This is a genomic window from Ruegeria sp. AN6 (assembly GCF_056540425.1).
This window is the reverse complement of the sequence record NZ_JBQFWR010000001.1, coordinates 135,419-159,035: the sequence shown is the minus strand read 5'-3', so window position 1 is coordinate 159,035 and position 23,617 is coordinate 135,419. Positions and strand designations below refer to the sequence as shown.

Below are 23,617 nucleotides of genomic sequence, written 5' to 3'. Positions count from 1 at the left end.
AGATCAGGCCGCCGAGATTTCACCCGATTCAATCTGTTCGCGTTCGATCGATTCAAACAGGGCTTTGAAGTTACCCTCACCAAACCCGTCGTCACCCTTGCGCTGAATGAATTCAAAGAAGATCGGGCCGATTACGGTTTTAGAGAAGATCTGAAGCAGGATCTTGGTCTCACCCCCATCAACAACGCCTTCGCCGTCGATCAGAATACCGTGCTTCATCATTCGATGCTTGGGCTCATCATGGCCAGACACACGGTCGTAAGACATGTCATAATATGTCTCGTTCGGGCCAGGCATGAACTTCAACCCCTTCTCGGCAATCGCATCGGTCGAGCCATAGATATCATCGCTACCCACCGCGATATGCTGGATACCCTCGCCATTGTATTTCTTTAGGTAAGAGACGATCTGCCCGGTTTCACCCCGGTCCTCATTGATCGGTATGCGGATGCGACCGCAAGGAGAAGTCAGCGCTCGGCTGAAAAGACCTGTATGTTTGCCCTGAATGTCAAAGAAGCGAATTTCGCGGAAGTTGAACAGGTCGCCGTAGAATTTGAACCACTTGTCCATGTTACCCTTGAATACGTTGTGGGTCAGGTGATCGAGGTAATAGAACCCATCACCGCGCGGTTTCGATTGCTCCAGCCACTCAAACTCCTCGTTATAAGGCGAGGTGTCATAATACTGATCGATGAAATAGATCAGTGAGCCACCGATACCCTTGATCGCCGGGACATTCATGGTCTTGTCGGCACCGTCATAGGGCTCGGCCCCTTTGGCAATCGCGTGATCATAAGCCTTCTGCGCATCCACGACGCGCCAGCCCATCGCAGGGGCGCAAGGACCATGCTCGGCGACGAATTTCGCGGCAAAGCTGTCCGGATCAGCATTCAGGATGTAGGTCACATCACCCTGTTGCCACAGCTCGACCTTGGGGGTGTCGCGGTGGTAGCCGACATATTCGAACCCCATCCGCGCAAACAGATCGCGTAGTTCCTGCGGTTCGGGATGGGCGAATTCAACGAACTCAAACCCATCGGTGCCGGCGGGGTTTTCTTCGCTGATGACAGATTTCGGGGCGTTATGCGGGAAAGGACCCATGGCGCGTCTCCTTGGAAAACAGGAATTTCTTTGCTGATTCAAAAATACGCCTTATTCGGTGCTGTTTCTGCGCATTGTTTTCATGTAGACTGAATTTTAACGCGGAACATCCGCACGAAACGCACAAATACCGGAGAATCACCGCACATGCTGGATGCAACAGACACACGACTGTTGTCAGCTTTGCAGAAAGATGCGCACCTGACGGCACATCAATTGGGTGAGATGTTAAACCTGTCGGCCAGTCAGGCGGGCCGCCGCCGACAGCGCCTTGAGGCTGAGGGCTATATTACCGGATATACGGCACGGCTGGATCCGCTGATGCTGGGATTGCAGGTTCAAGGGTTCATTCAGGTGCATCTGGGCACACATGGCCCCGAACAATCCGCCAGCTTCGCCCGCATGGTCGACACGCGCCCCGAGATCACGAGTGCCTGGACGATGACGGGTGAGGCAGATTACCTGCTTCACGTCTATTGTGACGACTTATCCGCACTCAATAGCTTGCTTCACGAAGTCATCCTGCCGCATCCTGCAGTGGCACGTGTGCAAAGCCAGATCGTGATGGACCAATTGAAACGCGACGCGCCGCTCCCGACCTGAGCGGATGTAAGAGGAATATAATGAACGAGTTCCTTTATCAGGCATCGATCTATTTGGCAGCAGCGGTGATCGCCGTTCCGTTATCCGCACGTCTGGGCCTGGGTTCGGTGCTGGGATATCTGGCCGCCGGAATTGCAATCGGACCGATTCTGGGCCTTGTAGGCGCGGAAACAGAAAGCCTTCAACACGTCGCTGAGTTTGGCGTTGTCATGATGCTGTTCCTGATCGGGCTAGAGCTTGAGCCCCGCGCCCTATGGGACATGCGCGACAAGTTGTTGGGGCTGGGCGGGCTGCAGGTTGGCCTGTCCACCGCCGCGATCGCAGCTGTGGCGTTCTACGCGGGCCATCAATGGTCGGTGGCGCTGGCTGTAGGCCTTACGTTGTCACTGTCTTCCACCGCTATCGTTCTGCAAACCTTGTCCGAAAAGGGGTTGATGCAGACCAATGGCGGGCGAGCCACATTTTCAGTTCTGTTGACGCAAGATATCGCCGTCATACCTATTCTGGCCTTTCTGCCCCTTCTTGCACTGCCTGCCAGCGTCCACATAGAAGACGATGGCTCGATCAATCGAGGTGTGGATTCCGCCCACGGAGCCGATCATCACGCCACACTTTCGCTGGTCGAGGGTTTGCCCGGTTGGGCCGTCACGCTGGTTACAATCGGAGTGGTCGCCTTTGTCGTGTTGGCGGGAATCTACCTGACCCGCCCCCTTTTCCGTTTCATCCACGCCACCCGCCTGCGCGAGATGTACACGGCACTGGCGTTGATGATCGTGGTTGGCATCTCGTTCTTGATGACTCTGGTGGGCCTTTCCCCCGCCCTTGGCGCGTTTCTTGCGGGCGTTGTTCTGGCCAGTTCGGAATTCCGGCATGAGATGGAAAGCGACCTTGAGCCCTTCAAAGGTCTGCTGCTGGGTCTGTTCTTCATCACCGTTGGTGCCGGGATCGATGTGGGCTATTTCTTCGCCGATCCATTTGATCTGATCGGGCTGGCGCTACTTGTGATCTTGGCCAAAGGTATCATCCTGTTCATCGTTGGGCGTGCTTTCAAACTACGTGGACGTGATCACTGGCTGTTTACTTTGGGATTGGCTCAGGCTGGCGAGTTTGGGTTTGTACTGCTGGCATTCTCGACACAGCAAAACGTGATCCCTCCAGGCCTCTCGCAAAAACTGCTTATGATCATCGCGCTGACCATGCTGATCACCCCTCTCCTGTTTATCCTCTACGATCTGCTTTCTCGCTATATCGGCGAGAGCAAGCCAAAGGTCGAACCAGATGAGATTGATGAGAGAGGGCCTGTCATAATTGCCGGGATCGGTCGCTTTGGTCAGATCGTGAATCGCCTGGTACAGGCAAGCGGATTCAAGACCGTGGTTCTGGATCACGACATTGAAACCATCCAGCTTATGCGCCGGTTTGGCGTCAAAGGATTCTTGGGTGATCCGACGCGTCCCGAACTGCTGCGCGCCGCCGGGATTGAAAAAGCCTCGGTTTTGGTCGCGGCCATGGATGATTACAAACAGGTCACTCGTCTGGTCGGATATGCGCGCCGCCAGCGGCCTGACCTGCACATCATCGCTCGGGCGCGCGATCGCACTCATGTTTACGAACTCTATCAGGCCGGGGCCAATGACATCGTACGCGAAATGTTCGATGGGTCACTACGTGCGGGTCGCTATGTTCTCGAGAATATCGGCCTTAGTGAATATGAAGCCGCGCAAGCAGAACAAACTTTCTATCACCACGACCGAGGATCGGTGCGTGAGTTGGCCGAGCTGTGGATACCCGGCATGCCTACTGCAGAAAACAAAAAGTATATCGAGCGGGCGCGGCAACTTGAAAAAGATCTGGAAACCGCGCTGCTGGAACTGGCGGAGGAACACGCCAAGAAGTCGGCTTAACCGTCTGTAACTCCGGCCTCGGCAAACGTTGCCATGCCGGAATGACAGGCCACGGCGCTTTTAAGAATGTTGATCGCCAGCGCCCCGCCCGAACCTTCGCCCAAGCGCAAGCCAAGGCTTAGCAACGGTTCCTTACCTAGATTTTTCAGCATTGCGGAATGTGCACCTTCGGCACTTTGATGGCCCGCAACAGTGTGATCCAGCGCAGTGTCCGAAAGTTGCGCCAAACAGGCCGCTGCTGCCGTACAGATGAATCCGTCCAGAATGACTGGAATGCGCAATACACGTGCAGCTGCAATCGCCCCTGCCATGGCTGCAATCTCGCGCCCGCCTAGGCACTGAAGGATATGCAGACTGTCGCCATGACCGTGCAGGGCGACGCCTTCGGCAACAACGCGTGTTTTGTTCGCCAACCCTGCATCATCTACGCCTGTGCCGCGCCCGGTCCAGTCAGATGCATCTCCGCCAAACAGCGCGCAGGCGATGGCGGCTGCAGGGGTGGTGTTGCCGATACCCATCTCTCCAACGACGAGTAAATCCGCCTGCGGATCAACCGCCTGCCAGCCTGTACGCAGTGCGCGCAGAAATTCATCTTCGCTCATCGCAGGGGCTTGGGTAAAATCTGCGGTCGGACAGTCCAGATCCAATGCATGCACATCCATCTTGGCGCCCGCAGCCTTGGCCAGTTGATTAATCGCAGCACCGCCGTGTTCGAAATTCATGACCATCTGAACAGTGACCTCAGATGGAAACGCTGAAACACCCTGCGCCGTCACGCCGTGGTTGCCAGCAAACACGATGACCTGAGGCGCGTTGATCTGTGGCTGCGCATCCCCACGCCAGCCCGCATACCATATCGCCAAATCCTCAAGCCGTCCCAAGGCTCCGGGTGGTTTGGTTAGTTGGCTGTTGCGCTCTTGCGCGCCCTGCACGGCAGAAGTATCCGGACCGGCCGCACCGGTCAGCGCGTCGCGGAAACTGTTCAAATCGTCGAGTTCAGGCAGCATTGAAAGCCTCGTTGCATCAGAGTGGTGCTGTGTGTTTAACCAAACCTGACAAAGCAACAAGACCCTGAAAGGCCTGGGAGTGACCAAAAACGACACTGCCCCATTTTCCATGTGGGATATTCCGCTTGCGCTGGTCTTGCTGACACGCTTGCCACTGCCACGCTTGCCGGAAGAGGCGTTTACTCGCCAGTCGCGCGCCGTCTGGGCATTTCCCCTTGCAGGGCTGATCGTTGGTGCCCTGGCGTGTGGTATCGGTTGGATCGCAATCTGGGCGCAGTTGCCCGTTTTCGCAGTCGCAGGCCTGATCGTTGCCGCGCTGATCGCAACCACTGGTGCAATGCATGAAGACGGGTTGGCCGATACGTTCGATGGCCTTTGGGGAGGGTTCACGCCCGAGCGGCGGCTCGAGATAATGAAGGACAGCCATATCGGCACCTACGGTGTGCTGGCACTGCTGCTAATTCAGATTCTACGTATCACAGCCATTGCAGCTCTTGTTGGTGCCGAGGTGATAACAGGTGTGCTGGCTGCATGTGTGTTTTCCCGATCTCTTATGCCCGTCTTGATGACTTTTCTAAGAAATGCACGACACTCAGGGCTAAGCCATTCGATCGGCGCACTGCCGGTATCTGCGGTTTTAGCCGGGTTGGTAGTGGCCGCTCTGTTGGCTTTGGGCTTGTTGGGGGTTCTGGCGTTGATCCCAATGCTTTTTGCGATGATCGCCAGCCTGATTGTTGCGAAGATCGCCAAGGCCAAGATCGGAGGTCAGACCGGCGACATTCTGGGGGCAACGCAGCAGATAACCGAGATCACATTCCTGCTGACGTTGATCGCTTTGATCTAACTGGCACCCCCCGTCGCGATCCGCAGCGTCGCGCCGCAGTGCTTGCAATGCACAGCGTCCGGGTCGTGGCGAAACAGACCACAGCTGGGGCATTTGTAACGCACTTTCTGCGGCATGAAGATCGCCTGCGCCAGACGCACGAACAGGGCCACACCAACAACCATGATGAAAACCGAAAACAGCTTACCACCCGGCGTCGACAAAGTGATGTCACCAAACCCAGTTGTCGTCAGTGTGGCCATCGTGAAATATAGCGCGTCGATATAGGGCGTCTGGGTGTCTTCCGGCACAAAAAAGACCAATACAGCGGTCGAAGTCGCAAAGACAAAGACCAGCAAATTGATTGCAGCGATCACCGCGTCTTCATGGGTTCGGAAAAACCTGCTGTCACGCCGCAAATCCCTGAGCAAATGGTATGAATGAATCAGACGCAAGGCGCGCAGAATGCGCAGAAATGCCAGGTTGCCGGTCAGAAACGGATCAAGGAAAAGCGAAACGATAACAACAATATCCGCCAGCGTGTAAATCTGACGCAGTAGCTTCCAACGATCTTTCGATATCCAAAGCCGGGCTGAAAAATCCATGAGAATGAGCACACCGACCCCAATACTGGCTGCGGTAATACCTGGACCGTGCGGAATATGCGCGGTCGCAACAAAAAACACGATCGTTGCGATGTCGAACAGGATCAGACCATATCGAAACCAGACCGAAATCGGGTCGTGGCTGATGTATAGAAACTTCACAGCCTGCTTCATCTTTACCCCGTATCAGCCTAATATTCAGAGAAAAATACCCTGAAACGACTACAGCACCAAGCGACGGTTCAAAAAAAAGCCGCCCCGATACCGGAGCGGCTTTGAAATGGGTGGTGCCTTTGATCAGGCAGCGCGCGAGGTCAGCACCTCATCCACCTGCTTGGCGGCCGAGATTTCATCTGCACCAGACACTGCAGCAACTTCGCGGGTCAGACGCTCAAGCGCGGCCTCATAAAGCTGACGTTCGGAATAGCTCTGCTCGCGTTGGTCGTCGGTGCGGTGCAGGTCACGGACCACCTCAGCGATCGAGATCAGATCACCTGAGTTGATCTTTTGCTCATACTCCTGCGCCCGACGCGACCACATGGCGCGCTTGACCTTGGCCTTGCCTTTAAGCGTTTTCATGGCCTGACTGATCACATCAGGTGAGCTGAGCGAGCGCAGGCCGGATTCGGTGACCTTGTTGGTTGGCACGCGCAGCGTCATCTTGTCTTTTTCAAAGGAGATTACGAACAGCTCAAGCGAGAAGCCTGCAACCTCCTGCTCTTCGATCGATACGATCTGACCTACACCGTGAGCCGGGTAGACGACATAATCGTTCGGGCGGAACTCAAGCTTTTTCGATTTCGACATTCAGATTTATCCTTCATTACTGATTGGGATATGAAACGACAAAAAGACCACAGCCGAGGCCCTAAACGGCCCCGTCAGGCGGCTTATTTGTCATAAAATCAGAACTCCAAAGCGAGCATACTTACGGAGCAAATCCCAATCACAGTCATCATTTGACCCCAAGTATATCACAAAATTGCGACACTCAAAAGACCGACCTGAGGCAAATGGGAGATTCCCTTTTTACCTCAATGTATTATAGCGCAGATTGTTGTCTAACGTACGGTTAGGGGCCGCCGAATCGGTTAACCACCTTCGCCGGGTGCTTCCGAGAAATATTTCTCCATCTTGCCTTCTTCGCCGTCGCGTTCCTCGGCCTCGGGCAAGGGGTCTTTCTTAGTCACAATCACCGGCCACATTTCCGAGTATTTCCGGTTGAACTCGACCCACTGCTCCATCCCCGGCTCGGTATCGGGGCGAATTGCGTCGGCGGGGCATTCGGGTTCGCAAACACCGCAGTCGATGCATTCGTCGGGGTGAATGACCAGTGTATTCTCACCTTCGTAGAAACAATCCACCGGACATACCTCGACACAGTCGGTGTATTTGCAGCCAATGCAGTTTTCGGTGACAACGTAGGTCATTTTGGAATTCCCGTTTGCGCTTTGGCGACTAGCTAATCCAGTCTGCCCGCCTCTTCAAGGTCAGATCACCCCTTTGGGGTGCGAGAAAGATCAAGCGCGCGCCTTTCCTTCTTGGTTGGACGACCTTTTCCTTCAAATCCGGGATTCTTGGGCGGTACATCCTGCTTTTCGGTCATATCGAAGTACAAACCTTGCGCCTCGGGGGCCGGGCCACGACGCGCCCCGAGCGCCTCGATACGCACAACGCGGACGATCCGCCCCTGGGGAAAGGTCAGGACGTCTCCAGGTGCCACAGCTTGCGCCGGTTTCAGCACCCGGTTTCCGTTTAGTCTGACATGGCCGCCGCTGACCTGTTTAGCGGCCAAGCTGCGGGTCTTGAAGAACCGCGCCTGCCACAACCATTTGTCGATCCGCAGCTTGGCCTCGGCCATCGCGGATCAGTTACCGTCCTTCAGACCCATCAGCGCTGCTGCGAACGGGTTGTCGGGATCGATGGCCTTTTCCTTCTTGGGCGGCCGAGACGAGAAGGACTTGGCACCCTGCGGTTTGCCACCTTTCTTACCATGCGGCTTGCGACCATCTTGCGGCTTACCACGCGGCTTGCCTTTACCCTGCCCCTGCTCGCGACGTGGGCCACGGTTTTGCTGGCGCTGGCGACCCCAGGTGAAGGTATAGAACACCTCGACCTCGGGTTCGTCCACAGCAGGTGCCTCGTCTGCCGTCTCGGTGCTGTCGGTGGCCTCGGCTGACGCCTCGGCGGGTGTCGCGACTTCTTCGGTCGGCGCATCTGGCGCAGAGTTATCTTCAGCGACAGGTTGCTCGGGCGCGTCTGTCGTAGTTTCGGGTGCGGTTTCGACCGGTACTGGCTTCACTTTCTCACGTTCGCCACGTTCAGCCTTGTAGCCCAGCCCCTGCATCAGGTCGGCAAACTGATCCAACGTCATACCAGTGATCGACAGCATATCAGGCTTGGCTTCGAAACCACCCCGGCTGTCCTCGGACCGCAACATGTCGGCCAGACGTTCGAGCATGTCGATCCGGATCGAGCGTTCGCCCGCATCGCGATAACCGCACATGGTGTCATAACCCTGCGGTGCATCCTTCGCGACCGGCACGGTGACCAGACCCGGAGGCGGTGCTTCGGGGAATTCCTGCAGACCGCCGGCGAGCGCCCACAGAACCAGACGCAGTCGCGTTGGCGCGGGTTTCAGCAGCAACGGCATGAAGATGGTGAACTGGCCGAACCGGATACCGTGTTTGCGCAGCGCACCACGGGCGTCCTGATCCAGATCCTTGACCTCCTGCGCAACGCCAGCGCGGGGCAGCACGCCCAGCGCCTCGACCATGCGGAAGGCGAACCCTTTGGCCAGACCCGACAGTTCCTCGTCCCGCGACAGATTCAGCAGCGGCTCGAACAGCGCCGCGACCTTGCGGTCGATGAAGTGCTGCAACCGGCGTTGCACTTTCTGCTCGACATCCGGGCCAGCGGCTTCGTCAACAAACACCTCGACCACGGGCTTGAGCGGCTCGGCCCCGGCAACCAACTTGCCAACAGCATATTCGCCCCACATCAGGCCGCCCTGATCGGTAAAATCAATCTCGGTATCGGGCGCATTGTAGAAGCGGTCGGCGCGCAGATGGAATTGCGGCGCGAGTGCTTGCAGGGACGCCGATTTCAGGGCCTTCGCCTCGGTTCCTTGCGCGCTTTTGTCCGGCGAAAACCGGAACCCTTCCAGACGACCGACGAATTCGCCTTCGACAGTCACTTCACCCTTGTCATTTACTTCGGCCAAAAGGGCCTCCTTCTGTTTGAGCCGGCGCAGCAAAACGGATGTGCGCCGGTCCACAAATCGCTGAGTCAGTCGGTCATGCAGAGCGTCCGACAGCCTGTCTTCTACAGTGCGCGTTTCCTCGCGCCAATGGGATTCGTCACGCACCCAACCGTTTCGTTGCGCAACATATGTCCAAGTGCGAATATATGCCAACCTTTTGGAGAGCGCATCAATATCTCCGTCCGTGCGGTCGATGCGGCGGATTTGCCGCGCCATGAAATCGTCAGGGATGGATCCGCGCTCATGCAGGTGGCCATAGATCACCTCGAGCAGGCTGGCGTGTTCCGCATGGCTGATACCGCGAAAATCAGGAATTCGGCATACATCCCACAACAAGCGTACCGATGGTCCATCGCTGGCACGGGCGACAACTTCGGTGACTTGGGACAAAGATTTCAGAACGTTCAGGTCGTCGGCGGGCCGCGCCTTGATCAGGTGCTCATTGTCGGGGCTGACCTCAAGCGAGTCGATCAATGCCTCGAACGTGCCAAACCGCAAGGCGGCATTCCGCCAGTTCAGCTTCTTCATCGGCGTGAACCGGCTGTCCATAATGGCTTGGGCCACGCCTTCATCAAGCGGAGGAGCCTCACCGGTCACGCCAAAAGTGCCATCTGACATTCCACGCCCGGCCCGCCCTGCGATCTGGGCCAGTTCATTGGGCGCCAAAGGCCGCATTCGGCGGCCATCGAACTTGGTCAGGGATGAGAACGCCACATGGTTCACATCCAAGTTCAACCCCATGCCGATGGCATCGGTGGCCACCAGATAATCAACCTCGCCGTTCTGGTAGAGGTCAACTTGCGCATTCCGCGTGCGAGGGCTGAGCGCCCCCATGACCACCGCCGCCCCGCCCTTCTGACGACGCAGCAATTCCGCGATGGCGTAGACATTGTCGACCGAGAACCCGACAATCGCGCTGCGCGAGGGCATTCGGCTGATCTTTTTGCTTCCAGAATAGACCAGTTGAGACATCCGTTCGCGCCGGACAAACTGCGCCTCGGGAACAAGCGCGGCAATCGCACCCCGCATGGTGTCAGAGCCAAGGAACAACGTCTCATTAGTTCCACGCGAGCGCAGCAGACGGTCGGTAAAAACATGACCGCGTTCAGGGTCGGCACAGAGCTGGATTTCGTCGATAGCAACGAAATCGGCGCCCATCCCTTCGGGCATCGCCTCGACCGTGCAGACCCAATATTGCGCCCGCGGCGGCACGATACGTTCCTCGCCCGTCACCAGCGCCACGACCGAATGACCGCGAATGGCAACGATCTTGTCATAAACCTCGCGCGCCAACAGACGCAGGGGCAAGCCGATCACACCTGTCCGGTACCCCAGCATACGTTCAATCGCGTAATGGGTTTTACCTGTGTTCGTTGGGCCAAGTACGGCCACGATTCGGGATGACCCGCTCACCTTCGCCCCCTGCGCCCTGAGACTTACAGCGCCTTGCCTTCAACCTGAGGCTTCAGCCGATTCACGGCATTGGTTACTTCTTCATGATGGGGATGTATAGCCAATGCGCGCGAATAGGCCTCGAACGCCTGCTCGGGCTTACCTACAATCTCGAAGATCAGCCCAAGGCCATAGATAGCCTCATAATTGTTTGGGTTAAGGGTCAAAGCGTGTTCAAGATCCGCAGCTGCCATACCAAACCGCTCTATGCCGAAAAAAGCCGATGCACGCACGTGCCAGCCTTCGGCGAATTCAGGTGCATGATCAGTGAGCGCTGTCAGATGGTCCAGAGCAGCCTCGACATCGCCATCATCCAACGCCTCTCGCCCGCGCTCAAGCAGCAAATCAGCCGAGGCCGAACCGGATTGTGACCACAGCGCCTGCAATTGCCGATCCAAACCAATGGCCTGCTCGGGCGTCGATTGCGCCAGTTGCTGCAACAGCTCCGCCTCGTCGCGCGAATCCGCCTCTTGCGCAGTACAAGTGGTGGAAAACGTGACTATGACGGCAAGTGCCGCGACGGTACGTTTGAGATTGGTGATTGCAATACCCATAACAATGGTCAGTGTAGCGTTGCGACCGGGGATGTCCATTCACGGCGCATGAACAATATGAGGAAGACCATGAGCGATATTCTGGAAAAAGCCGCGGCAGCATTGAATGAGAAACTGTCGGGCGGCGATTTCGACGCGTCAGCCAAGTTTGCCATCGCCGATCTGGGATCTATCATCCTTGATGCAAGCGGTGCGCGCGTCAGCGACGACGAGGCTGATGTGACCCTCAGCGCCGATGCGGACACCTTTGAACAAATCCTCAGCGGCGACCTGAACCCAACCGGTGCATTCATGTCCGGCAAGCTGAGCGTTGACGGAGACATGGGAATCGCCATGAAACTCGCCTCGGTGCTGGCCTGATGGAGTTTTCGCCGGCCCCCTTATTCGAAGACGTGGCCGGCGGCCCTGCTGGTGGAGTGGCCCATTGGCTGACTACCGAAGATGGCAAACGCATCCGCGTGGCACATTGGCTGCCCGAAGGTGATGCTCGCGGCACGGTGATGCTGTTCCCCGGTCGAACGGAATATATTGAGAAATACGGCGACGCGGCCCTTGAATTCGTGAGCCGGGGCTTTGCCTGCTTTTCCGTTGACTGGCGCGGGCAAGGTCTGGCGGATCGTTTGCTTGATGATCCGAGAATCGGCCATGTCGAACAATTCACCGATTACCAGCATGACGTACGCTCGACATTAGAGCTGGCCGAACAGTTGGAACTGCCCAAACCCTGGCACGTGGTCGGCCATTCCATGGGCGGAGCTATCGGGCTGCGCGCCGTACTGGAAGGAGCTGATTTTACGACCTGCGCCTTCACGGGACCGATGTGGGGTATTTTCTTTACTCCGATCATGAAACCGCTCAGCCAGCTGACCGCCTATTGGGGGCCGCGTCTGGGGTTGGGAGAGAAAAAGCCGCCCACAACTTCGCTGGAAAGCTATGTGGTGTCGCAACCTTTCGAAGGAAACGTGCTGACGCGCGATCCGGCGATGTACCGAATGATGCAGGACCAGCTGGCCGCGCATCCCGAGCTGGCTTTGGGTGCCCCCTCCACCATCTGGCTGCGCGAGGCGCTGGATGAATGCACCTGGCTGATGGAACAGACCGCGCCCGACATCCCTGCCCTGACTTATCTGGGCAGTCACGAACAGATTGTGGACCGCAAAGCGATCCGCACCCGCATGGCCGACTGGCCCAGTGGTACTCTGGTCGAAATTCCCAACGGCGAACACGAAGTTCTGATGGAGGCACCCGAGGTGCGCGGGCCGGTCTTTGATCAACTGGCTGCACATTTCTCGGCAGCCGCGGCGAAACCAAAACCCGAGCCCTGTCATTAAGGCCTAAGCCGACAGGTTGCTTGTGATCCGGACACGCCGCGCCTAAATGTTTGCCAACGCAGTTTATTCGAGGTGATCCATGCGCGACCTTCCCTTTCCCGTCCGTGACGCACATGCAGGCGGCGGTGCCGATGATCTGGGCAATTTGCCGGAATGGGATCTGACGGACCTCTACGCCTCGGAAGATGCGCCTGAACTGTCCCGCGATCTGGACTGGTTGGAAGGCGAATGTGCGTCCTTTGCCGCAGATTATGAGGGCAAGCTGGCCGATCTGGACGCCGCTGGCCTGTTGACCTGCGTGCTGTGCAACGAAAAGATCAACACCATCGCCGGGCGGATCATGTCGTTTGCTGGTCTGCGCTATTACCAGCTCACCACCGACGCGGATCGCGCCAAGTTCCTTTCGGACATGCAGGAAAAGATCACCGTATTCACCACTCCACTGGTGTTTTTCACGTTGGAACTGAACCGCATCGACGATGACGCGCTGGCTGCGCATTTTGCCGCCAATGCCGATCTGGCACGGTACGAACCTGTGTTCCGTCGCATTCGTGCGATGAAACCGTATCAGCTGTCCGACGAGCTTGAGAAATTTCTGCACGACCTCGGCGTTGTCGGTGACGCGTGGGAACGGCTGTTCGACGAAACAATCGCGGGCCTGACCTTTACCGTTGATGGTGAAGAGCTGAATATCGAAGGCACGCTGAACTTGCTGACCGAACAGGATCGCACCAAGCGTGAGGCCGCTGCGCGTGAGCTCGCGAGTGTTTTCCAAAGCAACATCAAAACCTTCGCGCGCGTTCATAACACGCAAGCCAAGGAAAAAGAGATCGTTGATCGCTGGCGCAAAATGCCAACCGCCCAGACTGGTCGCCATCTGTCAAACGACGTTGAGCCCGAAGTGGTCGAAGCCCTGCGCGAGGCCGTTGTGGCCGCGTACCCCAAGCTGAGCCATCGGTATTATGAGTTGAAACGCAAATGGCTGGGTCTGGACGTCATGCAGGTCTGGGATCGCAACGCACCGCTGCCGATGGAAGACACCCGGATCGTTGACTGGGCCGAGGCCGAGAAGACGGTGATGGATGCCTATAACGCCTTTGATCCTCGGATGGGTGAGATCGCAGCCCCCTTCTTCTCGAAGGGTTGGATCGACGCGGCGGTGAAGCCCGGCAAAGCGCCCGGCGCCTTTGCGCATCCCACCGTGACCGAGGTTCATCCCTACGTGATGCTCAACTATCTGGGCAAACCGCGCGATGTGATGACCTTGGCGCATGAATTGGGCCACGGCGTACATCAGGTATTGGCCGCCGATCAGGGTGAGATGCTGTCTTCGACTCCACTGACCTTGGCCGAAACCGCCTCGGTCTTTGGTGAAATGCTCACTTTCCGCAAGATGCTGGATCAAGCCGAGACCCCAGAACAGCGCAAAGTGCTGCTGGCCGGTAAAGTCGAAGACATGATCAACACGGTCGTCCGTCAGATCGCCTTCTACGATTTCGAATGCAAACTGCACGCCGCACGCCGCGAAGGCGAGCTGACCCCGGACGATATCAACGCCCTGTGGATGAGCGTTCAGGCCGAAAGCCTTGGCCCCGCATTTGAATTCATGGACGGGTACGAGACCTTCTGGGCCTACATCCCTCACTTCGTCCACTCGCCGTTTTATGTCTATGCCTATGCCTTCGGCGACGGCCTCGTGAACGCGCTCTATTCGGTCTACGAAAGCGGTGCGGACGGGTTCGAAGACAAATATTTCGAGATGCTACGAGCCGGTGGCTCGAAGCACCATAAAGAGCTTCTTGCCCCGTTCGGACTGGACGCCAGCGATCCCGAGTTCTGGGACAAAGGCCTGTCGATGATCTCAAGCTTTATTGACGAACTGGAAGCGATGGAAAGCTAAATCTAAGGGGCAGCTTGCAAGGGCTGCCTCATTTCTCTTTGGTTGATTTCATCGTCGTCACGAAAATGGCCGTCACGATCAAAAACGCGCCGACAATCGCAAGCGGTGTGATCGTTGCGCCCAGAAACAGCGCCGAATTGACAAAGGTAAACACAACCGACGCGGCGAATAGCAGCGTCGCCGTCAATGTCGACACGCGCGCGGCGGCTTCGTACCAAAGATAATAGGCAAGCGCGGTGGGCAAAACGCCCAAAAGGATCAAGAAGATCACATCATTTGCGGTTGGCATCTGGAACGAGAAAGCCGCCAGTGGCATCAACAAGACGCCCGAACACAAAAAGATGCCAAACAGGAAGTTCAACCTTTCGGCGGTAGTTTCCGAGGTCTGCATCGCGCGGCTGCTGGAAATCAGGAACACCGCCCAGCTGAACCCCGCCCCGATTTCCATCAGATCGCCCAACAGGGGCTCTCCCCCGCCCTGAAAATCCCGGTAGACGGTCAGAAACACACCGAGGATCGCCAGCAGCGTCGCCAATACATCGGCGCGGCCAACGGCGGTATCCGCGAAGAAATATAGGAAAATCAACACGAAGAACGGCGCGGTATTCTCAAGCACCATCGCATTAGCAGCACCTGTATGTTCCAAGCCTATGTGGAACAGAATATAGTTCACCAACGTCGACAACACCGCCAGCCGGAAGTTCCAATCCCTGTACTGGACCGAGACCCGTGCGCCTATAAACCGCAACATGCAGAAGATCGCAAATGCGGCTATGAACAAGCGCGATACGGCAATCTGTAACCCGCCGAGATCACTGGTCAGGTACCGCACGATAACGCTGTGCGTGCCCCATAGAAACGCGGCGAGGAACCCAAGAACCAACCCGTTTTGCAGCAATGATCTCTGCGGCTGATCCTTCACCGGGTGCTCCTCGCGTTATTTCAGCTGACTGTCTTTCGAACCCCGCCGATTGATCCCGCCACGGGTCTTGAAGCTGCTGTCACGCTCTTGCTGGCAGTCCAGGCACAGCTTTACGCCGGGCAAAGCAAGGCGGCGTTTTTCGGGGATCGGTTCCTCGCATTCGGCGCAATGGGTCAGGCTTTCGCCCACAGGTCGCTTTTGCGCCTGCATCCGCGCCAGCTCATCCGAAATCGACGCTTCGATCTGTTCACTCACCGCGCCATCGCGCGCCCAACCGCCCGCCATTTGACCCTCCTGATCCGGTCGGGACAGGATACGCGAGACACCAAGGGCGTGGCAAGCTAGAGCGATACAGCTGTATCAAAGACCTGATCGATAACCTCTTGCGTGCCCCGCACGAATTCCAACGGACAGGGGTAGTCAGCCCGATCGCGGACTGAGCGGCAGAATGCCTCGACCTGCAGCTTATAGTGATCGTCCCCTGGAAAGCGCGTCACCTGTACCTCAAGCCCAGGGCGGTGCAACTCGACCCTTGCTTCACCAAATACACGCGCATTGAAAGGCGCGGTCAGGCGGATCACACCGCATTCGCCGTGAAACACCATCTCCTGATGCGGATGCATTCGGGTCGAGACGTAGGCGGAGTAGGTAAAGTCGGTAAACTGCGCGCGAATTTCGGTGAAGACGTCCACGTCATTCTCCCAGCGGATCGCAGCGCTGACCGAGGTCGGCTCTTGACCCGTCGCATAGCGAGCGCTGCCGATCACATACACCCCGATATCGCGCAGCCCACCCCCGCCGGTTTCTGCGCGGTTGCGAATGTTGGCAGTATCCGCCCGGTTGTCATAGCTGAACGCGCCGGTGACATGGACCAGCTTCCCGATTGCTCCGTCGGCGATCATATTGCGGGTTAATTGCCACTGCGGATGATGCACGATCATGTAAGCTTCGGCGGCCAGCAATCCGGTTTGATCCCGCTTGGCAATCAGAGTTTCAAACTCATCAGCCCGCATGGTCATCGGCTTTTCGCATAAAACATGCTTGCCCGCATCCAGCGCCCTCAGGCTCCATTCGACATGCAGATGATTTGGTAATGGGATGTAGACAGCTTCGATCCCCGGATCAGCCAGCAGCGCGTCATAGCTATGGAAAACGCTGATATCAGGGCAAAACTGTTGAAATGGCGCTGCTTTGGTCGGATCGGACGTGGCCAGCCCAGCAAGGCGAGCACCATCAGCGGCGTGGATAGCTGGCCCCATGTGCTGAAGCGCAAATTTCGAAGCCCCTAATATACCCCATTGAACCGGCTTTTGCATGATCACCATCTCCTCGCGATGTTAGCGCCACCAAGCATTAGCAGCGAAGGACAGGACTGTCATACCCCTTGGGCAAGAAAAAAACCGGCCTGACGTGGATCAGACCGGTTGGCGCTTCGAATGCGAGCGGTTCAGCTCGAACTCAACATGCCCTTCTCGCGCGCAAGCTCTCGCATCTTCTTCTGCAACTTCTCAAACGCGCGCACTTCAATCTGACGAATCCGTTCGCGGCTTACATTGTACTGAGTGCTCAATTCTTCGAGCGTGACGGCCTGATCCATCAGACGGCGCTGGGTCAGAATATCTTTTTCACGATCATTCAAGACATCCAACGCAGCGGCAAGCAGCTCGCGCCGGGCTTCCAGTTCATCGCGCGCCTCATAGTCGCCAGCCTGATCAGCATCTTCATCCTCTAGCCAATCCTGCCATTGCATTGTGCCTTCGCCTTCGGACCCGACGGTCGCGTTCAGCGAGGCATCACCACCGGACATCCGGCGGTTCATGCTGATGACTTCTTCTTCGGTTACGCCGAGGTCTTCGGCGATCTTGGCCACGTTTTCAGGACGCAGATCGCCTTCTTCCAACGCGCCTATGCGGGCCTTCGCTTTACGCAGGTTAAAGAACAGCTTTTTCTGCGCCGAGGTCGTCCCCAGTTTTACCATCGACCACGACCGCAGGACGTATTCCTGAATCGAAGCGCGGATCCACCACATGGCATAAGTCGCCAGACGAAAGCCCTTTTCGGGGTCGAATTTCTTGACCGCCTGCATCAGGCCCACATTGGCCTCGGAAATCACCTCGGCCTGCGGCAAACCATAGCCACGATATCCCATAGCAATCTTGGCCGCCAAACGCAGGTGTGACGTGACCATCTTATGTGCAGCCTCGGTATCCTGCTCCTCGACCCAGCGCTTGGCCAGCATGTACTCTTCCTCTGGCTCAAGCAGAGGAAACTTACGAATCTCCTGCATATAGCGGTTCAGTCCACCTTCAGGTGTCGGTGCTGGAAGATTTGAATAATTTGCCATTTATTTCTGCCCCTTGGACAAATGTTTAAGCCCTTAACATGGGATATGGGTACCAGACCCGGTACATTCAAGAGGATCTGATACAAGTCTGGAATTAACCCTATGTAAAGGAAAGCTGAAATTGCGATTTTCACAAGCCTTTGCAGATTATTTCAGCGGCTTTCTCAGGTTTTCCAACAGCAATGACATATCCTGCGGCAACGGCGCCTCAAATCGCAGTATTTCTCCGGAAACTGGATGTTTGAACCCAAGCACCGCTGCGTGCAGCGCTTGACGTGGGAATGCACGCACAGCTTCAATCGCCTCAGGTGCGAACGCACGCGCTGCCAGTTTGCGTTTGCCACCATAAACCGGGTCTCCGACAAGGCCATGGCCAGCGTGTGCCATATGGACACGGATTTGATGTGTCCTGCCCGTCTCGAGCCAGCATTCGACTAACGATAGGCCACCGGGCGACCCGAATACCTCGACAATCCGCGCTCGTGTCACCGCATGCCGACCACCGTGAAACAGCACGGCCTGCTTTTGCCGATCCGTTTTGTGTCGCGCCAGCTGAGTCGTCAGACGCATAATGTTGCCGGGCTCAAAGCTAACGCCCTTTATCCCACGCAATCGGGGATCGTTGGCGTCGGGCACGCCATAACAAATGGCGCGGTAGTAGCGCTCGACGCTATGCGCCTCGAACTGGGTCGCCAGCCCATGATGCGCCACATCCGATTTGGCCACGACCAACAGGCCACTGGTTTCCTTGTCGATCCGATGTACGATTCCTGGACGTTTGACACCGCCGACTCCTGAAAGATCTTCGCCGCAATGATGAAGCAGCGCATTGACCAGCGTACCGTTCGGAGAGCCCGGTGCCGGATGCACCACCATCCCGGCAGGCTTGTTGATCACGATCAGATCGTCATCCTCATAGACAACTTCCAAAGGAATATCCTCGGGGCCGATATGGCTGTCTGCGGCCTCAGCCACTGTAATCCCGATCTGTGCATCTTCGGAAATTTTGGCCTTGGGGTCTTTTATGACCGCTCCATCGACGGTGACTGCCCCCTCGCTGATCAATCGTGTCAGTCGGGTACGCGACAGGTTCTCTTCCGCTGGCACATCCCGCGCAAGCGCCTTATCAAGGCGGGGCGGCGGAGCGGCCGCGATTTGAAACTCTATCAGGCGGGTGCCCATGACTGTCCCTTCCGAACCTCAGGAACCGCAGGAAACACCGCAACTTAGACTACTGCGGCGCATGGTCATGCTGTTGACCGCGGTTATGATTGGCGGGGTTCTAGTGACATTCGCCCTGATTGTCATCCGCCTATCCGACCGCACACCCAAGCTGCCCGATCAGATCGAGTTACCTGGCGGAGCAAAGGCCCAAGCATTGACCATCGGCAGCAACTGGTATGCGGTCGTGACCGAAGAAAACCGTATTTTGATCTTTGACAAGACAACCGGAAAACTGCGGCAAGAGATTGCACTGGATTAGGGCCGCGTCTACCCCGAAAGCCTGTTCAACTGATTGGTAAACCGCTTGTAGGGCGGATAAAGATCGCGCGCTTTCTCAAGATACGGCCGCGCCTTTTTCTTGTTTCCACGTCGCATGTGGATCTGCCCCGCCATACCCTGAATAGCGACACTAACTTCATCCTGATCAGCGGCTTGCAAGATCAGCTTCTCGCCCTGCCCGATCTGGCCCGTCCGCTCCAACAAGAGGCCCATTGCGTACAGAAGAAATGGGCTTTCGGGGTCGCAGGCCAGCGCCTCGGCCATTGTTTTTTGGGCGGCGTCGGTATCACCCTCCGCTTCATAAAGCTCGGCTAGTCGTTTCTGATACAGTGTATTTTCCGGCACTTCGGCTACTATCCGACGTGTTCTGTCGATGGCCTGGGCGCCGGAGACCTCGCCCAGATGCTTTTGCAGTACCACCTGCGCGCTCTGCAATCGCGGGTCGTCTGCTGGCACGTCAGGCAGATCGTCCAAGGCTGAGCTCAATGCTTCCAGCCTCTTACGCTGATCAAACAGACGTCTTGCGCGTTGATCCAGCGCCAGATCCGCCCAATCCAGCAGAACGAAATCAAAGTTGCACGGCCGCCATGATACCACCTTGTGCTGAACCAGATACAGGTTGTTGAACGGTGGAAAACGGCGCTGACGCACCGTGCGCTGTAACGACCAGTCAACCGGCGGCAGCAGTCGATGTGCCAGATGTGACCGGTACAACATTCTGGAACCCAGCACTACAACATCCGGCCGTAATGGCTTGGCCCAGAACGCTTTTGCGAAATGCCGTGTCGCCGCCCAGCGTTTGCCCTGCACACCCAGAATGGCGCCACGCAAAGCGCACATGACGGCATAATCTTCGGGCCAGAGATGCGGATTCTCCAAACCCTCACGGGCAAGCGTCTCGCTTTCCTGCCACTTGGACAGGTAAAAACAATTCAGTGATTGCAGCAACGGCATAAAGGCATTGTCAGCCCCGGTGTCCAGGATGGGTTTCGCACTTTCATACGCCTCTTCACAGCGATCCTGAGCCGATAGATATTGCGCCGCTTTTGCATAGATATGCGCAGCCTCCGAAGGATTCAGAAACTCTGCTGGTCCTTGCGCGACCCGCTCGATGACGCGCTCATTCGCCCCTTGCAATTCCTCCTCAGTCAATACATCGCGAAACACCTTGCGCTGCTGTCCCGATATCCGCGCCGCTGCCATCGAAAAGGCCGAAATATATGGTGCAATCACCTGATCCGCCCGCGACATTGCGTAGAGTTCCAGAAAGTCTCGTTGCGCTCGAGTCAGACCCGACAGATCGGCAATGTCCGACATTTGCATAAGCTGCGGAAACCGCTGCTTAAACCGTACGATCAACTCGGGCTGATCTGAGAACATGATCGCCGTCTGGCCCCTGGATTTTTCCAGATGGACCTCATAAAACTCTTCGGGCTCGATCTTGGCGGGCCAGGTTGAGTGTTTCCACGGCAATCCATTCAAGATATCGCCACGACGTATGTGATAGGCAGAAACCCCCTGCCCTGAAAGTTTTTCATCCGCCCGATCCATGATCTGACGAACCTTATCGACGAACCCAACACCGCGGATGAAATCACGATAACGGGGGCGGATGGCTTCGATATCCTCCCAAGGGAACGCCAGCACCTCGAACCCTTCTTCGACCAGTACCGAACGGCCCGAGGCTAAATGGTCCATCAACCGCTCTGGCGATGGGTCGTTCTGGAAAGCCCAAATCGGCTGAGCGGTCTCATTCAGTGCGTCGAACTCTGGCTGATTAAGAAAATGCGCATCCATCCAATCAGTAGTGAACAGCTCCTCGGGCTGATCCAGTTCCGGTGCGTCCGCGCCCTGTGGGAACCAGTTCACGCGGTAGTCGGTCTCAAAATCTTCAGCCAGACGAATACAGGTCAGGATCATTAACAGGCGCGCGCCCATACGATCCTTGCGCTGCCCAATGAAAACGCCTCGCTTCTGGGTCATGGCAAAATCTGGGCAACCGCCCTCATGTCGATTTTGCCAATATCTTGAAACATTAGGACATTCCCAAACTGTGTTTGCCTAACGTCTTACACAACCGCAGCGGCTGCGGCGAGATGCGAAATCTGTGGTGTCATGAGTTTCGCCAAAAATGGCGTTCAACCTGCAACAACCGGTCGAGCCTGTGACATATCCGGGGAAATTCGAATGGCCTGCGTGAGCGTGCTCAGATCAGAGATGGCTCTTTGCGAGATGATATCTCCGGGAATGCGCGTTGCCGCTGCCAAGGCATCGGGCAGTGATATGCCAACTTTTGTCGTCAACACACGCAAGGCAGTGGTCAGATCAAGATCAGCCCCAGCCAGTGTTCCGTCCTGCAAGGTTAGCCTGCCGTTTTCTCGTTGGATGATACGCCCTTCCAACTTGAACTCGGTCAAGTCTGTCCCGGCGACGGCCATCGCATCACTGACCAGAAACAGGCGGCCCGGCCCCTGCTTGGCGGCGAAGGCCGCGCGCATTGTCTCTGGGTGAACATGAATCGCGTCTGCGATCAGACCTGCGGATATTGCGCCTTGGGAAAGGACAGCGCCAACGAGGCCGGGCTCGCGGTTGCCCAATTGGCTCATGGCGTTGAACAGATGCGTCGCACAATGCGCGCCTGCCTTAACGTACGCCACACAGGTTTCAAACGCAGCATCACTGTGCCCCATTGAAACGATGACTCCCGCTTTGGTGAGCGTTTCGACCTGAGCCGTCGTGACACTTTCGGGTGCAATCGTGACCATAAGCGCAGGCAGCACCTTTGCCGCATCTAACAGTTGCTGAAGATCGGCACCTTCCATGGGCCTGATCAGTGCAGCGTCATGCGCGCCTTTGCGACGCACGGACAGGTGCGGGCCCTCGAGGTGCAGTCCTGCAATCCCGTGCACCCCCTGTTTGATGGCCTGCGTTGCGGCCGCAATCGCGGCTCTGGTCTTTTCAGGTGTATCCGTAATCAACGTCGGCAAGATCGATGTCGCCCCAAGTTGGCGATGTGCCCCTGCGATACGCCGCAGTGTTTCGACTGACGGATCATCATTGAACATGACACCTCCGCCGCCATTGACCTGCAAATCTACGTAACCAGGGCTGAGAATGTCACCCGACAGATTCTCGATCACTTCACCCGCAGACAGCTGAGATTCGGGCAAGAAGCAATCCAACCTCCCGTCGACGAAGCGGGCCGCATGCCCTTCTACCAGCATTTCGCCGTCGAAAATCGGCCCTCCGGCGAAGGTGATCGTCGCAGCCGTCATACCGTTTCCGTCACTTTCCGCAGGTGGCGTGGTGCATCAGGGTTGATACCGCGCCGCGTGGCTACTGCCTCGACCATACCGTAGAAAGACGCAATCGAGGCAACCGGATCCGTCATCCAGTGCGATGTGCGCACATGCGGCAGCGACACAGCATCAGCCACCTTGTTGGTTGTCGCAAAGACCTTTGCCCCTTTGCCCGCAAGCGCATCCGCAACCTCGGCAATATTGGCCTCGGCCGCATCACCTGAGGCGAAGGCAATTACTGGAAACCCCTGATCGACAATCGAAACCGGACCATGCAATACCTCGGCCGAGGAATAGCTTTCCGCGTGGATCTGACAGGTTTCCTTGAATTTCAGAGCCGCCTCATTCGAAATTGCCCAGGACATGCCACGCCCAAGCGTGAACAGTGATTGGCCATCAACGGCGTCTACGACAGCGCCCCAATCGCATGTGATCGCGCGCGACAAAACGTCCGGCAGTTTGTGGATCGAAGACAGCAATTCCTCATCGCCCTTGACCTCGGCCAACAACCAAAGCCCGGTAACCAGAGAGGTGACGAAAGTCTTGGTGGCAGCCACGCTCAGTTCAGCGCCTGCGTGGATCGAAAGAGCCGAAGAGGCGACCTTGGCCAGGGCCGATCCCGTATCATTGGTAATTGCAACCGAGTATGATCCGCCTTCAGTCAGAGATTGCGTCAATTGAACGATGTCTGGGCTTTGGCCCGATTGTGACACCGAGATACACAGAGCGCCGGGGCAGCGCATGTCTACCCCGTAAATCGATTTGACGCTCGGCCCGACCGACGCCATGGGCAGGCCCAGCAGCAGTTCAGACGCGTATTTCAGATAGCTGCAGGCATGATCCGACGATCCGCGTGCGACTGAGATCAGGAAATTAGGATCATGCTCGCGGATCGCGCCAGCAGTGGCGGAGATCGCCCTGGCACCTTCGGTTAAAAGTCGATCAACGGCAAAGGGTATCTCGTTGATTTCCCGCCGCATTTGAGTTTTTTCGGTGGACATATGTCC

Annotated in this window: 23 protein-coding genes; 7 read left to right on the top strand and 16 right to left on the bottom strand. The window is 56.8% G+C overall.

The features are described 5' to 3' along the window. Positions 1-3 precede the first annotated feature (3 nt). Positions 4-1,101: a 4-hydroxyphenylpyruvate dioxygenase gene (gene hppD / locus ACR0MQ_RS00795; protein WP_170770473.1), complete on the bottom strand. Its 1,098-nt coding sequence runs from the start codon at positions 1,099-1,101 to the stop codon at positions 4-6. Between the two features lie 147 nt (positions 1,102-1,248). Between hppD and ACR0MQ_RS00790 the strand changes: the two genes are divergently transcribed. Both ACR0MQ_RS00790 and ACR0MQ_RS00785 read left to right on the top strand, forming a co-directional pair. Beyond that, positions 1,249-1,704: an Lrp/AsnC family transcriptional regulator gene (locus ACR0MQ_RS00790; protein WP_170469462.1), complete on the top strand. Its 456-nt coding sequence runs from the start codon at positions 1,249-1,251 to the stop codon at positions 1,702-1,704. Between the two features lie 20 nt (positions 1,705-1,724). Beyond that, on the top strand, positions 1,725-3,608 hold the full coding sequence (locus ACR0MQ_RS00785) for a monovalent cation:proton antiporter-2 (CPA2) family protein (protein ID WP_480603804.1): 1,884 nt from the start codon (positions 1,725-1,727) through the stop codon (positions 3,606-3,608). On the opposite strand, the gene cobT is transcribed toward ACR0MQ_RS00785, so the two are convergent. Continuing rightward, positions 3,605-4,615, bottom strand: coding sequence for a nicotinate-nucleotide--dimethylbenzimidazole phosphoribosyltransferase (gene cobT, locus ACR0MQ_RS00780; RefSeq protein WP_480603801.1), 1,011 nt, complete (start codon positions 4,613-4,615; stop codon positions 3,605-3,607). The two genes, ACR0MQ_RS00785 and cobT, sit on opposite strands and share 4 nt — an antisense overlap. Before the next feature lie 79 nt (positions 4,616-4,694). On the opposite strand from cobT, the gene cobS reads away from it, so the two are divergent. Further along, the gene (gene cobS, locus ACR0MQ_RS00775) at positions 4,695-5,459 is read left to right on the top strand and encodes an adenosylcobinamide-GDP ribazoletransferase (RefSeq protein WP_480603798.1); all 765 of its coding nucleotides are present in this window, start codon (positions 4,695-4,697) and stop codon (positions 5,457-5,459) included. On the opposite strand, the gene ACR0MQ_RS00770 is transcribed toward cobS, so the two are convergent. The 6 genes from ACR0MQ_RS00770 to ACR0MQ_RS00745 form a co-directional block, all read right to left on the bottom strand. Then, complete coding sequence (locus tag ACR0MQ_RS00770; RefSeq protein WP_170469450.1) at positions 5,456-6,217, bottom strand: ion channel; 762 nt, start codon at positions 6,215-6,217, stop codon at positions 5,456-5,458. The genes cobS and ACR0MQ_RS00770 overlap by 4 nt on opposite strands. 123 nt (positions 6,218-6,340) lie before the next feature. Next, positions 6,341-6,850 carry a CarD family transcriptional regulator gene (locus ACR0MQ_RS00765; RefSeq protein WP_010439402.1) on the bottom strand — a complete coding sequence of 170 codons (510 nt, stop codon included), beginning with the start codon at positions 6,848-6,850 and terminating at the stop codon, positions 6,341-6,343. A 284-nt stretch (positions 6,851-7,134) separates the two neighbouring features. Then, complete coding sequence (fdxA, locus tag ACR0MQ_RS00760) at positions 7,135-7,473, bottom strand: ferredoxin FdxA (protein WP_010439399.1); 339 nt, start codon at positions 7,471-7,473, stop codon at positions 7,135-7,137. A gap of 65 nt (positions 7,474-7,538) precedes the next feature. Next, positions 7,539-7,904, bottom strand: coding sequence for a S4 domain-containing protein (locus ACR0MQ_RS00755; RefSeq protein ID WP_170469444.1), 366 nt, complete (start codon positions 7,902-7,904; stop codon positions 7,539-7,541). 6 nt (positions 7,905-7,910) lie between these two features. Next, positions 7,911-10,718 (bottom strand): helicase-related protein, encoded by a 2,808-nt coding sequence (locus ACR0MQ_RS00750; protein WP_170770466.1) that lies wholly within the window; start codon positions 10,716-10,718, stop codon positions 7,911-7,913. 23 nt (positions 10,719-10,741) lie between these two features. Beyond that, entirely contained in the window at positions 10,742-11,350 is a 609-nt protein-coding gene (locus ACR0MQ_RS00745; RefSeq protein ID WP_170770464.1) for a tetratricopeptide repeat protein, read from the bottom strand. Positions 11,351-11,380: 30 nt separating this feature from the next. On the opposite strand from ACR0MQ_RS00745, the gene ACR0MQ_RS00740 reads away from it, so the two are divergent. From ACR0MQ_RS00740 to ACR0MQ_RS00730, 3 genes are all read left to right on the top strand, one after another. Further along, positions 11,381-11,671, top strand: coding sequence for an SCP2 sterol-binding domain-containing protein (locus ACR0MQ_RS00740; RefSeq protein WP_010439389.1), 291 nt, complete (start codon positions 11,381-11,383; stop codon positions 11,669-11,671). Further along, the gene (locus ACR0MQ_RS00735; RefSeq protein WP_480603793.1) at positions 11,671-12,642 is read left to right on the top strand and encodes an alpha/beta fold hydrolase; all 972 of its coding nucleotides are present in this window, start codon (positions 11,671-11,673) and stop codon (positions 12,640-12,642) included. The genes ACR0MQ_RS00740 and ACR0MQ_RS00735 overlap by 1 nt, the downstream gene beginning before the upstream one ends. A 79-nt stretch (positions 12,643-12,721) precedes the next feature. Beyond that, positions 12,722-14,542, top strand: coding sequence for a M3 family oligoendopeptidase (locus ACR0MQ_RS00730; RefSeq protein WP_480603792.1), 1,821 nt, complete (start codon positions 12,722-12,724; stop codon positions 14,540-14,542). A gap of 28 nt (positions 14,543-14,570) precedes the next feature. Here ACR0MQ_RS00730 and ACR0MQ_RS00725 read toward each other — a convergent pair whose 3' ends face one another. The 5 genes from ACR0MQ_RS00725 to ACR0MQ_RS00705 all read right to left on the bottom strand — a co-directional run bounded on the left by ACR0MQ_RS00725 (position 14,571) and on the right by ACR0MQ_RS00705 (position 18,990). Next, entirely contained in the window at positions 14,571-15,464 is an 894-nt protein-coding gene (locus ACR0MQ_RS00725; RefSeq protein WP_480603789.1) for a DMT family transporter, read from the bottom strand. 15 nt (positions 15,465-15,479) lie between these two features. After that, on the bottom strand, positions 15,480-15,749 hold the full coding sequence (locus ACR0MQ_RS00720; RefSeq protein WP_010439380.1) for a DksA/TraR family C4-type zinc finger protein: 270 nt from the start codon (positions 15,747-15,749) through the stop codon (positions 15,480-15,482). Between the two features lie 56 nt (positions 15,750-15,805). After that, on the bottom strand, positions 15,806-16,780 hold the full coding sequence (locus ACR0MQ_RS00715) for a Gfo/Idh/MocA family protein (RefSeq protein ID WP_170770455.1): 975 nt from the start codon (positions 16,778-16,780) through the stop codon (positions 15,806-15,808). A gap of 131 nt (positions 16,781-16,911) precedes the next feature. Continuing rightward, positions 16,912-17,808, bottom strand: a complete 897-nt coding sequence (gene rpoH, locus ACR0MQ_RS00710) for an RNA polymerase sigma factor RpoH (protein ID WP_010439375.1) — start codon at positions 17,806-17,808, stop codon at positions 16,912-16,914. A gap of 147 nt (positions 17,809-17,955) precedes the next feature. Continuing rightward, the gene (locus tag ACR0MQ_RS00705; RefSeq protein ID WP_170770453.1) at positions 17,956-18,990 is read right to left on the bottom strand and encodes an RluA family pseudouridine synthase; all 1,035 of its coding nucleotides are present in this window, start codon (positions 18,988-18,990) and stop codon (positions 17,956-17,958) included. Between ACR0MQ_RS00705 and ACR0MQ_RS00700 the strand changes: the two genes are divergently transcribed. Next, on the top strand, positions 18,989-19,291 hold the full coding sequence (locus tag ACR0MQ_RS00700) for a DUF6476 family protein (RefSeq protein ID WP_170770451.1): 303 nt from the start codon (positions 18,989-18,991) through the stop codon (positions 19,289-19,291). The two genes, ACR0MQ_RS00705 and ACR0MQ_RS00700, sit on opposite strands and share 2 nt — an antisense overlap. An 8-nt stretch (positions 19,292-19,299) precedes the next feature. On the opposite strand, the gene ACR0MQ_RS00695 is transcribed toward ACR0MQ_RS00700, so the two are convergent. From ACR0MQ_RS00695 to ACR0MQ_RS00685, 3 genes are all read right to left on the bottom strand, one after another. Continuing rightward, on the bottom strand, positions 19,300-21,294 hold the full coding sequence (locus tag ACR0MQ_RS00695; RefSeq protein WP_170770449.1) for a hypothetical protein: 1,995 nt from the start codon (positions 21,292-21,294) through the stop codon (positions 19,300-19,302). Between the two features lie 155 nt (positions 21,295-21,449). After that, positions 21,450-22,586, bottom strand: coding sequence for an N-acetylglucosamine-6-phosphate deacetylase (gene nagA / locus ACR0MQ_RS00690; protein ID WP_170770447.1), 1,137 nt, complete (start codon positions 22,584-22,586; stop codon positions 21,450-21,452). Continuing rightward, positions 22,583-23,611, bottom strand: coding sequence for an SIS domain-containing protein (locus ACR0MQ_RS00685; protein WP_170770445.1), 1,029 nt, complete (start codon positions 23,609-23,611; stop codon positions 22,583-22,585). Before ACR0MQ_RS00685 ends, nagA begins: the two co-directional genes overlap by 4 nt. Between the last annotated feature and the right edge of the window lie 6 nt (positions 23,612-23,617).